Annotated in this window: 11 protein-coding genes; 6 read left to right on the top strand and 5 right to left on the bottom strand. The window is 69.9% G+C overall.

Annotated features, from left to right (window positions below; translation table 11 throughout):
• Positions 1-53 precede the first annotated feature (53 nt).
• The gene (locus tag AB0J58_RS13740; RefSeq protein ID WP_364214655.1) at positions 54-758 is read left to right on the top strand and encodes a hypothetical protein; all 705 of its coding nucleotides are present in this window, start codon (positions 54-56) and stop codon (positions 756-758) included.
• 51 nt (positions 759-809) lie between these two features.
• Positions 810-1,463: a hypothetical protein gene (locus AB0J58_RS13735; protein WP_364214652.1), complete on the top strand. Its 654-nt coding sequence runs from the start codon at positions 810-812 to the stop codon at positions 1,461-1,463.
• 4 nt (positions 1,464-1,467) lie between these two features.
• Here the strand turns inward: AB0J58_RS13735 and AB0J58_RS13730 are convergent, their stop codons facing one another.
• The 3 genes from AB0J58_RS13730 to AB0J58_RS13720 form a co-directional block, all read right to left on the bottom strand.
• Complete coding sequence (locus tag AB0J58_RS13730) at positions 1,468-3,693, bottom strand: heavy metal translocating P-type ATPase (protein ID WP_364214649.1); 2,226 nt, start codon at positions 3,691-3,693, stop codon at positions 1,468-1,470.
• Positions 3,694-3,889: 196 nt separating this feature from the next.
• Complete coding sequence (locus AB0J58_RS13725) at positions 3,890-4,882, bottom strand: hypothetical protein (RefSeq protein WP_364214646.1); 993 nt, start codon at positions 4,880-4,882, stop codon at positions 3,890-3,892.
• A 330-nt stretch (positions 4,883-5,212) separates the two neighbouring features.
• Positions 5,213-7,894, bottom strand: a complete 2,682-nt coding sequence (locus tag AB0J58_RS13720) for an FAD-dependent oxidoreductase (RefSeq protein WP_364214643.1) — start codon at positions 7,892-7,894, stop codon at positions 5,213-5,215.
• Here AB0J58_RS13720 and AB0J58_RS13715 point away from each other — a divergent pair.
• A complete protein-coding gene (locus AB0J58_RS13715) occupies positions 7,814-8,752 on the top strand; it encodes a phosphotransferase (RefSeq protein ID WP_364214640.1) in 939 nt (312 codons plus the stop codon). The genes AB0J58_RS13720 and AB0J58_RS13715 overlap by 81 nt on opposite strands.
• A gap of 9 nt (positions 8,753-8,761) precedes the next feature.
• Positions 8,762-10,321, top strand: a complete 1,560-nt coding sequence (locus AB0J58_RS13710; protein WP_364214637.1) for an amino acid permease — start codon at positions 8,762-8,764, stop codon at positions 10,319-10,321.
• Between the two features lie 70 nt (positions 10,322-10,391).
• On the opposite strand, the gene lipB is transcribed toward AB0J58_RS13710, so the two are convergent.
• Positions 10,392-11,030, bottom strand: a complete 639-nt coding sequence (lipB, locus tag AB0J58_RS13705) for a lipoyl(octanoyl) transferase LipB (protein WP_364214635.1) — start codon at positions 11,028-11,030, stop codon at positions 10,392-10,394.
• 15 nt (positions 11,031-11,045) lie between these two features.
• Positions 11,046-11,231, bottom strand: a complete 186-nt coding sequence (locus AB0J58_RS13700) for a PspC domain-containing protein (protein ID WP_364214632.1) — start codon at positions 11,229-11,231, stop codon at positions 11,046-11,048.
• 216 nt (positions 11,232-11,447) lie between these two features.
• Between AB0J58_RS13700 and AB0J58_RS13695 the strand changes: the two genes are divergently transcribed.
• The gene (locus AB0J58_RS13695; RefSeq protein ID WP_364214629.1) at positions 11,448-13,004 is read left to right on the top strand and encodes a M28 family peptidase; all 1,557 of its coding nucleotides are present in this window, start codon (positions 11,448-11,450) and stop codon (positions 13,002-13,004) included.
• A gap of 98 nt (positions 13,005-13,102) precedes the next feature.
• Entirely contained in the window at positions 13,103-14,602 is a 1,500-nt protein-coding gene (locus AB0J58_RS13690; protein WP_343964806.1) for a M28 family peptidase, read from the top strand.
• Positions 14,603-14,609: the final 7 nt, after the last annotated feature.

The raw sequence follows: 14,609 nt of genomic DNA, 5'->3' as shown, positions 1-14,609 counted from the left end.
GAGTCAATATCTTCCTACGGGAAAATCCACTCTTCGTCGAAAGTGGGGTCCCGATGCGGAAGACGTCACCGCGGGCGACCGCGGAAGCACTGCCCGAGACCCTGGACGGGCTGCCGGTGGCACCCAGGGAATTCCTTGCTCTCGTGTCCGTGGACTTCACCGGGACGTACCAGGTCTACCTGGCCGCCAAGGACGAGCGCATCAAGATGACCAGGCTCTCCATGAGCCTGCTCTCCGCCCCGTTCGCCGCCGCGATCGCACTGACCGGCGCGAAAGTGATCAGCCCGAACATGCTGGTCTCATGGCAGGGCGTGCCCTGGTACCTGTTCGCGACGGTCGCCGCGTTCGGGCTGCTCAGCGTACTGCCCTTCCTGCGGCTGATCGAGGCGGTGAACGCGCACATGCGGACCGCGCGGGCGCTCAACAATTTCCGTCTGCTCTACGTCGTCCACCTCAAGGACCAGTTCTCGGCCCTCGGCTGGACTCCCAACCTGCCGGTGGACCCCCGCTATCCGGAGACGTACGCGCCGCTGGCCTGGCCGGGGATCAACGTGATGATGCTGGCCCTGGTCAACAGCTCCTACATCGCGGTCGGCGTGCTCGGGATGATCGGAGCCGTGCCCACCACAGCCCTGCTCCTGGTGATCATCGGGCTGCTCGCAATGATCCACTACTTCGTCTACTACGTCCGCGCCAACGTTTCCCGGCAACGCCGACTCCCACACAATCCCTTCCATTTCCCCAACGTGGAGACCTGAATGCCCGACCTCCTCAGATTCGCGTCTTGTGGGGAGACGTGGATCTGGCTGATGCGACACGTGACGAACAACGGCCGGCCCGCCCTGGACGACCGCGGCCCGATCATCGAGGCACCGGCGGTACTGTTCGAGATCACCGGTCTGGACTGGGAGGACCCGGTCCTGAGGTGCTACGGCGACGCGGGGAAGATTCCGCTGTACGCCAGCAAGTTCAGCGAGCGGTCGATCGTGCCGCCCTTCAAGTACAGCTACGGAGGGCGGCTCCGCCAGTTGCTCGGTGTCGACCAGCTCGGCTGGATCGCCGACGTGCTCCGCTCCAAGCCGTACACCAAGAGCGGTTGGATCTCGCTGACCGTTCCCGGCGAGCAACCCGACGCGGTGCCCTGCCTGACCAGCCTCGCCTTCAGGCTCCGTGCCGGGCGGCTGGCCATGACCGCCGCCTTCCGGTCCCAGAACGCGTTCACCAGCTACCTGAACTACGTGCCGCTGCGCGGTGTCCAGAGCGAGGTGGCGGACGGCCTCATGGTGGGCTGCGGGTCGATGAGGATCTTCGTCGACGTACCGCACATCTACGTCGCGGACTCAGCGACGGTCGGCAGGATCCTCCGGCTGTCGGAACGCGACGGGCTCGGCGCGGGAGACCCAGCGCCGAGCCCCGACGTCGAACCCGCACCCTCCGCCGACCTGGCGGCGCCGGTACGGTGACCGGTCACCTGAAGCGGCGCAGCCGGAGGCTGTTGCTGACCACGAAGACCGAGGAGAGCGCCATCGCGCCTCCGGCGATCATCGGGGTGAGCAGCCCGGACGCGGCCAGCGGGATGGCGGCCACGTTGTAGGCGAAGGCCCAGAACAGGTTGCCCTTGATGGTCCGCAGCGTGCGGCGGGACAGTCGGATCGCGTCCGCGGCCACCCGCAGGTCGCCGCGGACCAGGGTGAGGTCGGAGGCCTCGATCGCGACGTCGGTGCCGGTGCCCATCGCCATGCCGAGGTCGGCCTGGGCGAGCGCGGCGGCGTCGTTGACCCCGTCGCCGATCATGGCCACGGTACGGCCCTCGGTCTGGAGACGCTTGACGACCTCCACCTTGTCCGCGGGCAGCACTTCGGCGATGACGTCGTCGATGCCCGCAGCCTCGGCGACCGTACGGGCCACCGTCTCGTTGTCGCCGGTCAGCAGGATCGGGCGCAGGCCGAGCGCGCGCAGCTCGGTGATCGCCTCGGCCGAGGTGGGCTTGATCACGTCGGCCACGGTGAGCACCGCGCGGGCCTTGCCGTCCCAGCCGACCGCGACGGCGGTCTCCCCGCGCGCCCATGCCCGGTCCAGCTCCTCGGAAAGGCCGGGCGGCAGGTGCTGCGACCATTCGGCGAGCAGTTGGGGTCGCCCGACGAGGACGGCGTGCCCGTCGACGACACCCTGGACGCCCAGGCCCTCGACGTTCGCGAACTCCTCGACCTTGGCGGTGGAGTTCGCGGCGCGGGCGACCGCGCGGGCGATGGGGTGCTCGGAGGCCGCCTCCAGCGCCCCGGCCAGCCGGAGCACCTCGTCGCGATCCTCCCCCTCCGCGGTGAGGACGTCCTTGAGGGTCATCGTGCCCGACGTCACGGTGCCGGTCTTGTCCAGGACGATGGTGTCGATGCCGTGGGTCGACTCCAGCGCCTCGGGCCCCTTGATCAGGATGCCCAGCTGGGCGCCGCGGCCGGTGCCGACCATCAGCGCGGTCGGCGTGGCGAGGCCCAGGGCGCAGGGGCAGGCGATGATGAGTACCGCCACGGCGGCCGTGAAGGCCGCGGTGGCGCCGGAACCGGTGCCGAGCCAGAAGCCCAGGGTGACCACGGACAGGGCGATCACGATCGGCACGAACACCGCGGAGATCCGGTCGGCCAGCCGCTGTACGGCGGCCTTGCCGTTCTGCGCGTCCTCCACCAGCCTGGCCATCTGGGCGAGCTGGGTGTCCGAGCCGACCCGGGTGGCCCTGACCACGAGCCGTCCTCCGGCGTTCACGGTGGCGCCGACCACCGTGTCACCCGGTCGCACCTCGACGGGAACCGACTCACCGGTCAGCATGGAGGCGTCCACGGCCGAGGAACCCTCCTCGACCACGCCGTCGGTCGCGATCTTCTCCCCCGGCCGTACCAGGAAGAGGTCTCCCACCTTGAGACCGTCGATGGGAACGAGTTCCCCGGAGGCCAGTGTGACCTCCTTGGCGCCCATCGACAGCAGCGCGCGGAGCGCGGCACCGGCGCGGCGCTTGGAACGGGCCTCGAAGTAGCGGCCCGCGAGGATGAAGGTGATCACTCCGGCGGCGGCCTCGAAGTAGATGTTCCCCGAGCCGTCACCCCCGGAGAGGGTGAACTCGAAGCCGTGCCGCATGCCCGGCATCCCGGCCGTACCGAAGAACAGGGCCCACAGGGACCAGACGAACGCGGCGATCGTGCCCATCGAGACCAGCGTGTCCATGGTCGCGGCGCCGTGCCGCAGGTTGGTCCAGGCCGCCCGGTGGAAGGGCCAGCCGCCGTAGACCACGACGGGTCCCGCCAGGGCCAGGGAGAGCCACTGCCAGTTGTCGAACTGCAGCGCCGGGATCATCGCCATCGCGACGACCGGCGCCGACAGCACGATGGAGATGATCAGTCGCTGCTTGAGCGGCGTGAGCGTGTCCGGCTCGACCGGCTCCTCCGTCCTCTCCGGGGACGGCGCGGCGGGCAGCTCGGCGGTGTATCCGGCCTTCTCGACCTCCGCGACCAGGTCCTCGGGGGTGACATCACCGGGGTAGGCGACCTTGGCCTTCTCGGTGGCGTAGTTGACGGTCGCGGTCACGCCGTCCAGCCTGTTGAGCTTGCGCTCGATGCGTGCCGCGCAGGAGGCGCAGGTCATGCCACCGATGGCGAGCTCGATCTCGCCGCCGGCGGGCGGCCTGCCGGTGGTCATGGACGTCATGTCCTCTCCTTGTGCCTCGTCTGTCGTCGTACTCGGCCGGGGGCCGATACCGGTACCCGGCCGTGCGCCTCGTCGGAGCGCCCCGTCGTGATCCGGGCGCCGGTCCGTTCGGGGGGTCGTCCCCGCCATGGGTACGGGCGAACATGCCCCGCCCTCTCACCATGGGAACGCATAACCCCCTCGGGGTATTTCACGGCTACCGTCCGTGCTCGTGGGAGCCGTGACCGTCCCCGGCCGGCGCCGTGGCCCCACCGGCCTCGGGATCCGGGCCGGTGGCGGCGGTGAAGACGGCGGTGCGTACCGTGCCGGCGTGCTTGAAGTCCAGGTAGAGCCCGTAGGTCCCGGCACTCGGCACCTCGGCGTAGAAGGTGATGTCCGGGCCGGGCGCGGTGCGCCCGTCATCGGGCGCGCCGTCGGGGTGCACGTGCAGGTAGGCCAGGTCGCCATCACGGAGCGCGACCAGGTGACCATAGGCGGCCAGGTAGGGCTCCAGGTCGGTGACCGGTTTCCCGTCCTTGGCGATCGAGAGCGTGAGCATGCTGGTGCGGCCGGGCACGAGGTCTCCGGCAAGGGTGACGGTGTAGTCGCCCACCTTCGCGGTCTCCGCCGGGACGGCCGGCGGCTCGGGCCGGTAGTCACCGGCCACCGACAGGTCCATGCCGAGCGTCATGGCCTCCGCCCCCTCCGGGGCGAAGTCGGCGAACGCCCGGTACTCCCCGGCGGCGGGAAGCTCCAGCGGGACCGACCATACCCCGCCCTTCTGGGTGGGGTGCAGGTGCCGGAAGCCGGTCAGGTCGCGGCGGACCACGATGAGGTGCAGCTTCTTGTCGTGCTGGGTGGTGAACCCGGTGACCGGATGGCCGTCGGGGCCGATCACCGAGAAGCGGAAGTCGGTCCGCTCGCCCACCTTGACCTCGTCGGCCTCCGGCAGGAGCGTGTATCCCCCCTGGGAGACCTGGAGCCCGCCGGGAACGGCCGGCGCCCGCGCCGCCTCGTCATGCCCCTCGTCGTGCCCCGCGCCCGCCCCGGCGGCATGGCCGGCGCCCGGCTCGGCACTGTGGCCCGTGTCGCGAGCGGCCTCGGCCACCGCGTCTCCAACGGGCCCGACCACCCGGCCGACCCCCAGCGCGCCGCCGAACACCACCGCCAGCCCGACCACGTACGCACCCACCTTGATCGCGCCGTTCATCACTCCTCCTCAATACCCGCAGGGGGTATATATCGACTCCGCCACAGTGCCACACCATCCCCCTTTCCGGCAACCCCCCAGGGGTATATCCGGAACCGACCTCCGAAGCCTGGGATCGCCGACGGGCAGGCCGGTGACGGACTTCACCGAAAATCGCCCTGCTCTCCGTTCAGGCGGATGGAGGATCACCTGAGAGGTGGAACGGTCACCGCGTCACCCCGGGCGGCCACCTCGCCGACCGGTGGGCCGGCGAGGACGGCGGAAGGGGACCCCGGGATCCTCCCGCACGTGGGCGGGGCGCGGGCCGGTCGAGGTGACGATCAGCCCTGGTCACACGGAGGAGCTCGGCGGCAGGCGACGGACGCGTTCGGAGGACGGGTCGTAGAGGGGTTCGGCGGCGACGGCGGCGCCTACCCAGGTGCCGGTCACGCCGACCTCGACGCGGTCACCCGGGGCGGTGCCCCGGGGCAGGTAGGCGTAGGCGATCGAGCGGTCGACGCGGTGGCCGTATCCGCCGCTGGTCACCCGCGAGGCGGGCAGACCGCCGGAGCGGACCGGCTCGCCACCGAGACAGACCTGACGCGGGTCGTCCAGGACCAGGCAGAACAGGCTCCGCGCGGGCACCGGGGCCTTCGATCTCGCGGCCGGCACGGCCGGCGTGCGACGGTCGTCGGCGGGGCGGTGGGCGGCGTCCAGGGCGGCGCGGCCGAGGAAGTCCTTGTCCCCGGCGACCGCGAAGCCCAGGCCCGCCTCGTACGGGGTGGTCTCCGGGGTGATGTCCAGGCCCCAGACGCGGTAGCCCTTCTCCAGGCGCATCGAGTCGATCGCGCGGTACCCGGCCGGACGCATGCCGTACGGCGCCCCCGCCGCGATGAGCGTGTCCCAGAGCGTCAGGCCGTACTCCGAGGGGCAGTACAGCTCCCAGCCGAACTCGCCCACGAACGTCACCCGCTGGGCCAGCACCGGCACTCCTCCGACACTGATCTCCCTGGCCCTCAGGTAGCCGAAGGTCAGGTCGTCGCCGCAGACGGAGCCGAGGATGTCGAGCGCTCGCGGGCCCCACAGGCAGTAGCAGGCGTGGGCCGAGGTGACGTCACGGACGTCGACTCCCTGGCCGCGGAGCCAGGCGGCGTCGTGGACGCCGAAGGCGGTGCCGGTGACCAACCGGAAGCGGTCGTCGGCCAGGCGGGTGACGGTCAGGTCGGCCTCGACGCCGCCGCGCGCGTTGAGGAGCTGGGTGTAGACGATCGAGCCCACCGGCCTGTCGAGCTGCCCGGCGCACGCCCGCTGCAGCCCTTCCAGTGCTCCCGCCCCCGCCACCTCCAGCTTGGCGAACGAGGTCTGGTCGAACAGGCCCGCGGCGTCCCGGGTGGCCAGGCACTCCTCGCGGACGGCCGGCGACCAGATCCGGCCGGCCCACCCGGCCGGGCGGAGTCCCCGGCCGTTCTCCCGGGCATCCCGGTCGGGCTCCGCGACCCGGCGGGCGTTGGACTCGAACCAGTTCACCCGCTCCCAGCCCGCCTTCTCGCCGAACACCGCCCCGAGCTCCGCGTGCCGGACCCAGGCGGGAGAACGGCGGAGCGGCCGGGCGGCGGTCCGCTCCTCGCCCGGGTAGACGATGTCGTAGTACTTCGAGTAGGAGTCCAGGGCCTTGGCGCGGCTCCACGCCGCGGAACGGGCGTGGGCCCCGAAGCGTCGCAGGTCCATGCCGAACACGTCGTACTCGGGCGAGCCGTCCACGATCCACTCGGCCATTACCTTGCCCACGCCGCCGGCCGCGGCCAGGCCGTGGACGCAGAAGCCCGCCGCCGTCCACAACCCGCGGACCGAGGTCTCACCGAGGAGGAACTCCCCGTCGGGGGTGAACGCCTCGGGGCCGTGGACGACCTTCGTGATCCTGGTATCGGCCAGGGCGGGAACCCGCCGTACCGCCGAATCCCACGATTCCTGAAATTTCGGCATATCAGGAGGAAAGACGGTCCGAGGCTCCTCAAGCGGAGCAGCCGTGGACCAGATCTCCGGGTTTCGGATATACCCACCGACCAGAATGCCGCCATTTTCTTCCCGGAAATAGACAATGTTGTCCGGATCCCGCACCGTGGGCATGGAGGAAGGAACCCCGAAAGGCTCGGTGACCACATATTGGTGTTTGATCGGTACAACCGGAATGTCCACCCCGGCCAGCCGCCCGACCCGTCCGCTGGCCGCGCCCGCCGCGACGACCACGGTCTCCGCCCGGACCTGCCACTCCTCGAAGTCCTCGGCCCCCTCGGTGCCCGAAGCGAGCCGTACGCCGGTGATCGCCCCGTCCGCCACGTCGAGTCCCACCGCGCGAGTCCCGGTGAGGATCCGCACGCCCAGCTTCCGCGCCCCGGCCGCCAGCGCCCTGGCCAGCAGCGCCGGATCCAGCCAGCCGTCCCCGGGCAGCCAGAGCGCGGCCCGCACGTCGTCGGCGTACAGCAGCGGGAACCTCTCCTTCGCCTCGGCGCCGGAGAGCACCTCAAGACCCAGCCCGTAGGTCTCCCCGGCCCCGGCCAGGCGCAGGGACTCCTCCACCCGCTCGGGCGTGGTCGCCAGGCGGAGACCGCCGACCCCGTGCCATCCCGGGTCCAGGCCGGTGAGCCGGGCCAGCTCGGGATAGAGACCGGCCGAATACATAATCATCTTGGTCTGGGTGACCGTGGAGCGGAGCTGGCCCACGAACCCGGCCGAATGCCAGGTGGTCCCCTCGGTGAGTTCGTGTCGCTCGACGAGTATCACCTCGGTCCAGCCGAGCCTTGCCAGATGATAGGCCACGCTGCACCCGGCCACCCCGCCACCGATCACGACGGCCCGTGCAGAGTCGGGAAGTTTCAAAGTCCGCAACCCCTCTGTAACACCTCGTCCGCAGAATCGGATCAATGGTCTGAAGGTAGGCCAAAGGAGAGCGGCATGCCAGATCCTCTCGGGGACGTCCGTAAATGGGCCGGACAGCCCGTGACCGAGACGCCGATCAAGGGCGGGCTCAGCCATCGGATCGCCAGGCTCGACGCCGCCGACGGACAGCGCTGGCTGCTGCGGGTGCTCGATCCCCGGGTGTCGGCCGCCGGCCTGGGCATACCGCTCGACGAGGAGATCGCCAACACCGTCCACGCGGCGGACGCGGGGGTCGGCCCCAGGGTCCTGCACCGGCTGCCCGGCGCGCTGGTGCTGGAGTACCTCGACGGCGTCACCCTGGACGCGCACACCGTGCGGACACTTCCCGGCCCCATCGCGGCGGCCTGCCGCCGGCTGCACGCCGGGCCCCGGTTCGTCAACGACTTCTCCATCTTCCGCAAGCTCGACGAGTTCCTCACCCTCTGCCGTACCCACGAACTGGACACACCCGGCGGCTACCAGGACCGTCTCGCCACGGCGGCGGAGATCGAACGGGCGCTGGCCGTCGACCCGCTGCCCAAGGTGCCGTGCCACAACGACCTGCTGCCGGGGAACTTCATCCGCTGCGGCGCCGAGGTCAGGATCGTCGACTACCAGCTCTCCGGGAACAACGACCCCGCCTTCGAACTGGGCGACATCGCCGCCGAGGCGGACTACGACCCGGACCTGACCACCCGGCTGGCCCGCGCCTACTTCGGCACCGACGACCGGCGGCTCACCTCCAGGGTCCGGCTCAACCTGATCATGTCCAACCTGACCTGGACGCTCTGGTTCGCCGTGCACCACGGGCTGCTGAAGGAACAGGCCGCCGCCGCCGACTTCGACTACGAGGCCGAGGCGGCCGACAAGTTCTCACAGGCCGTACGAGACCTGGACGACCCGGGGTTCGGACGGCTCGTCGATGACGTCCGGGGCGCGAGCACCGGATTCCCACCCCCCGCACCACCACGCTAGGAGGCTTGCGTGACCAAGCCAACGTCGGTCGACGAGGACGCGAGACGGCTCGCCGAACTCGGTTACAAACAGGAGCTCTCCAGAACCTGGAGCGGTTTCTCGAACTTCGCCATCTCCTTCTCGATCATCTCCATCCTGGCCGGCTGCTTCACCACGTTCGGCCAGGCCTGGAACAACGGCGGCCCCATCGCGATCTCATGGGGGTGGCCGCTGATCTCGATCTTCATCCTGATCATCGGGCTCTGCATGTCGGAACTGGTGTCGGCCTACCCGACCGCCGGCGGCATCTACTGGTGGGCCGCGAAGATGGGCAAGCCCATCCACGGCTGGTTCACCGGCTGGTTCAACCTCATCGGCCTGATCGCCGTGACGGCCTCGGTCGACTACGGCTGCGCGACCTTCCTGAACATCACCCTCAACCGCTTCCTCCCCGGCTGGAACCCCACCCTGACCAACGCGTTCATCCTGTTCGCGATCGTCCTGGTGCTGCACGCGCTGATCAACATCTTCAGCCACCGGCTGATCTCGCTGCTGCAGAACGTCTCGGTGTGGTGGCACGTGTTCGGCGCGGCGGTGGTCGTGCTGATCCTGATCTTCGGTCCCGACTCGCACCAGTCGATGTCGTTCGTCTTCACCGAGACGATCAACAACTCCGGCTTCTCCGACTCGTCCTACTGGTTCTACGTGCTGCCCCTCGGATTCCTGCTGACCCAGTACACGATCACCGGGTTCGACGCGTGCGCGCACGTGTCCGAGGAGACCCAGGGCGCCTCCACCGCCGCCGCCAGGGGACTGTGGCAGTCGATCTTCTACTCGGCGATCGGCGGCTGGATCCTGCTGCTGGCCTTCCTGTTCGCGGCCACCGACGTGAACGCGGTCAACGAGGCGGGTGGCTTCGTCGGCGCCATCTTCGACAGCGCGCTCCCCGGCAACCTGGCCACCGCGATCTTCGCGATCTCCACCATCGGCCAGTTCTTCTGCGGGATGAGCTGCGTGACCTCGATGTCCCGGATGACCTACGCGTTCTCCCGCGACGGCGCCGTCCCCGGCTGGCGCCTGTGGTCGAAGGTGGACGGCAACCGGACCCCGGTCAACGCGATCGTCTTCGGCTGCGCGGCCGCGCTGGTCCTCACCCTGCCCGCGCTGTACGAGGCCCCCGACGGGTTGCCGCTGGCCTTCTACGCGGTCGTCTCGGTGGCGGTCATCGGCCTCTACATCGCCTTCGCGATCCCGATCTGGCTCCGGCTGCGGATGGGCGACCGGTTCGAGCCGGGTCCCTGGACGCTGGGATCGAAGTACCGGGTCATGTGCTGGATCGCCATCGTCGAGATCGTCATCGTCTCGATCTACTTCGTCATGCCACTGGTCCCGAAGGCCGTGCCGTTCAACGACGGTTTCACACCGGCCGCGGTGAACTACGCGCCGATCGTGGTCGGCGTGATGGTGCTGGGCGTGGGCCTGTGGTGGGCGCTGTCGGCCAGGCACTGGTTCACCGGCCCGCGCCGCACGATCGACGAACTCGACCCGGCCGGTCCGGTCGACCCGGTCGGCAAGGAGCCGATCGGCTGACCGGCTCCGGCCCGCTTCCCGAGGGTCGACCGGCGCGAATCCGGGCCACCCCGGAGGGCCGAAAAACCGGTCAGCTCGCCTCGAACGCCTCCGCCACCGCGGCCCGGACCTGCTCCATGGCCGCGGCGGCGGGGGCCTCCCGGCGCATCGAGGTCATGTCGACCTCGGGCATCCCGCAGGCCACCGCCCAGCCCCACGGGGTCAGGTCGCCGTCGACGTTGAGGGCGAACCCGTGGCTGGTGACGCCCCGGCTCTGCCGCATGCCGATCGAGACGATCTTGCGTCCCGTCTCGGCGGTCCACACGCCGGTCAGCAACTCCGAGCCCGGCGGGGTGTCGCGGCGCTCGGCCGCGACTCCCAGCGCGCCGAGCGCCGCGACGAGCCTCAGCTCGACCTCCCGGACGTAGTCGACGATCCCCTCGCCCTCGCCGAGCTTGACGATCAGGTACCCGACCAGCTGGCCGGGGCCGTGGTAGGTGAGCTGGCCGCCGCGACCCGTGCTCACGACCGGGATGCCGTGAGCCGGATCCGGCAGGTGCTGCTCAAGGGTTCGCCTGCCCGCGGTGTACACCTGCGGGTGGCTGAGCAACCAGAGCGTGTCGGGGCGCTCGTCGCGCTGCCGCTGACCGACCAGGTCGGTCATCCGCTCCATCGCCTTCTCATAATCGACCAGGTCGTCCTGGACCAGGGCCAGGGGGCGTTGCCTCATACCCCCAGCTTATTTTCAGTAGCGGGCTTCCGGCGCCTTGGGTACGAAGACCCACATGAGCACGTAGACGACCCAGAGCGGTCCCGGGATGAGCGAGAGCAGCAGCCACAGCACCCGGACGAGGGTGGGCGGCAGGTTGAAGCTGTCCGCGATCCCGCCGCAGACTCCGGCGATTATCTTGTGATTTCTCGAACGGTACACGGTGCCTCTCCCCGAATCGGTGTTCCTCGTCCAGTCAAACGAACGACCGGAACCGCCACGTTCCCGAGGCGACCCTGAGAAAACCCTGACAGGGTCGGACTTGATAACTTTTCTCGCAACTCGGTATCAGCGCATCTAGGCGAACGCGATTGATAACGGTACGTTCCGCCATGTACGTAATAGGGAATCCCCCTCCGTTCCACCCCTAGGAGCGTTATGCGCCTGAGGTTACGACGCGGCATGGTCCGGACCGCCACCCTGGTCACGGCCATCGCCCTCCCCCTCGCCTTCACCGCACCGGCGAGCGCGACCATCGCGGCCCCCAGCGTCCCGGACGTCCTCGCCAACGCGTTCGCGACACAGATCAAGGGCGGCAACGTCAAGAAACACCTGGACAGGTTCCAGCAGATCGCGACCGCCAACGGCGGCAACCGGGCGGCGGGCACGTCCGGCTACGACGCCTCCCTGGCCTACGTGCAGGACAAGCTGCACAAGGCCGGATACAAGACCTCCACGACCGACGTCGAGTTCCCGCTCGACTGGCAGGAGTTCAGCCCCTCCGTCCTGCAGCAGACGGCTCCGGTGGCGAAGACCTACGCCAACCCCGCCGACTTCGTGACGGTGATCTCCTCCAGCGGCGGCGACGTCACCGCCCAGGTCCAGGTCGTCGACGCGATCATTCCGCCGCCGCCGAACCCGAACACCTCGACCGCGGGGTGCGAGGCCGCCGACTTCGCCGGGTTCGTCCCCGGCCGGATCGCCCTGATCCAGCGCGGCACCTGCCCGTTCATCGACAAGGCCACCAACGCCAAGGCGGCCGGCGCGTCCGGTGTGATCTTCTTCAACGAGGGCCAGCCCGGCCGTACCGACCCGCTCCTCTTCGACATCATCGAGTGGCGCTTCGGCTTCCCCATCGTGATGGCGAGCACGGCCGTCGGCCTGGACCTGGCCGCCGGCCCGAACACCACGGTCCGCCTGAAGGTGGACGCCGAGACCACGGTCGGCCGTACCAAGAACCTGATCGCCGACTCTCGCTGGGGCAAGTCCGGCGAGATCGTGGCGGTCGGCGCGCACCTGGACAGCGTGCCCGAGGGCCCCGGCATCAACGACAACGGCTCGGGCAGCGCCGCCGTCCTGGAGACCGCGCTGAAGCTGGCCAAGGTGCCGACCAAGTACAAGCTCCGCTTCGCCTGGTGGGGCGCCGAGGAGCTGGGTCTGCTCGGCTCCGAGCAGTACGTCGAGGGCCTGTCCCAGGCCGAGCGCGACAAGATCAGGCTCTACCTGAACTTCGACATGATCGCCTCACCGAACGGCGGCGCCTTCCTGTACGACGGTGACGACTCCGACGGCGAGGGCGCCCCGGCCGGTCCGGCGGGGTCGGCCGAGATCGAGAAGCGCCTGGAGAGGTTCTACGGCAAGCGCGGCCTGCCCTTCGAGGGCACCGACTTCACCGGCCGCTCCGACTACGGCGCGTTCATCGCCAACGGCATCCCGGCCGGAGGCATCTTCAGCGGCGCCGAGGGCATCAAGACCGCCGAGCAGGCCGCCAAGTTCGGCGGGACCGCCGGTGCCGCCTACGACCCCTGCTACCACGCCGCCTGCGACGGCATCGGCAACATCGACGCCACCGCGCTCGACCGCAACGCCAAGGCCATCGGCTACGCCACCGCGTTCTTCGCCTATGACCTGACGGGCATCCCCGACCGCAACGCCGCGACGCTCGCCAGGACCGCGGCGCAGGCCGCGACGGCTCCCGAGGGCGCGGCCCGCTAACCGCAAATCCAGCAAAGCGCACCACCACGCTGTACGGCGCGCACTCACCACGGGTGCGCGCCGCTCGGGGGACCCCCACACCCTCAAACCCGAGGAGCATGATGCGCAGTCTGTGGACCATGGGCATGGCGGCGATCCTGGCCATCCCCCTGGCGTTCACCGCACCATCGGCGTCGGCCGCCGTTCCACCGGACATCTCGCTGACCGCCGTGAAGGCACACCTCACCCAACTCCAGTCCATCGCCACCGCCAACGGCGGCAACCGCGCCCACGGCCGCCCCGGCTACCTGGCGTCGGCCAACTACGTCAAGGGCCTGCTGGACGGCGCGGGGTTCACCACCACCCTGCAGTCGTTCACCTACGGCGGCGCGACCGGCTACAACGTCATCGCCGACTGGCCCGGAGGCGACCCGAACGACATCCTCATGGTCGGCGCCCACCTGGACAGCGTGACCGCGGGCCCCGGCATCAACGACAACGGCTCGGGCAGCGCCGCCATCCTGGAGACCGCCCTGGAGGTCTCCCGCCAGTCGCTGGCTCCCACCAAGCACCTGCGCTTCGCCTGGTGGGGCGCGGAAGAGCTGGGTCTGCGCGGCTCGCAGGCCTACGTGAACAGCCTCTCGGCCACCGAGCGGGCCAAGGTCAAGGGCTACTACAACTTCGACATGGTCGGCTCGCCCAACGCCGGCTACTTCATCTACGACGGCGACAACTCCGACGGCGTCGGCTCGGGCCCCGGCCCGGCGGGCTCGGCGCAGCTGGAGGCGACGCTCCAGGCGTACTTCACCTCGATCGGCGTGGCGACCCGGGGCACCGACTTCGACGGCCGCTCCGACTACGGTCCGTTCATCGCCGTCGGCATCCCGGCCGGAGGCACCTTCACCGGCGCCGAGGGCATCAAGACCAGCGCCCAGGCCACGCTCTGGGGTGGTACGTCGGGCCAGGCGTTCGATCCCTGCTATCACCGGGCCTGCGACACCACGACCAACATCAGTGACACCGCGCTGAACCGCAACGCCGACGCCATCGCCTACGCGGTGTGGACCACCGCCACCGCCACGCCGCCGACGGTCCTCTGGCAGGACACCTTCGAGACCTCGACCGGCTGGACGACCAACCCCTCGGGCACCGACACCGCCACCTCGGGCCAGTGGGAGCGCGGCGTCCCGCAGGCCACCACCTCCAGCGGCGCCAAGCAGCTCGGCACCACGGTCAGCGGCACCAACGACCTGGTCACCGGCAGGCTCGCGGGCACCGCGGCGGGCGACTACGACATCGACGGAGGAGTCACCAGCATCCAGTCACCCGCCGTCACCCTGCCGTCGGGAACGCTCAAGCTGGCGTTCTCCTGGTACCTCGCGCACGGTTCCAACTCCTCCACCGCCGACTTCCTGCGGGTGAAGGTCGTCGGCTCCACCACCACCCAGGTGTTCCAGCAGCTCGGCGCGGCCGCCAACCGCAACGGCGCCTGGGGCACGGCCAACGTCGACATCTCCGCCTTCGCCGGGCAGAGCGTGCGGATCCTCGTCGAGGCCGGTGACGCCTCGGGCGCCTCCCTGGTCGAGGCCGGCATCGACGACGTCAAGGTGACCCGCTAGTAGATCC

It is taken from the genome of Streptosporangium sp. NPDC049644, from assembly GCF_040675205.1.
Taxonomy (GTDB): Bacteria; Actinomycetota; Actinomycetes; order Streptosporangiales; family Streptosporangiaceae; genus Streptosporangium; species Streptosporangium fukuiense.
The sequence above is the reverse complement of the archived record's forward strand: the minus strand, read 5'-3'. Positions and strand labels throughout refer to the sequence as shown.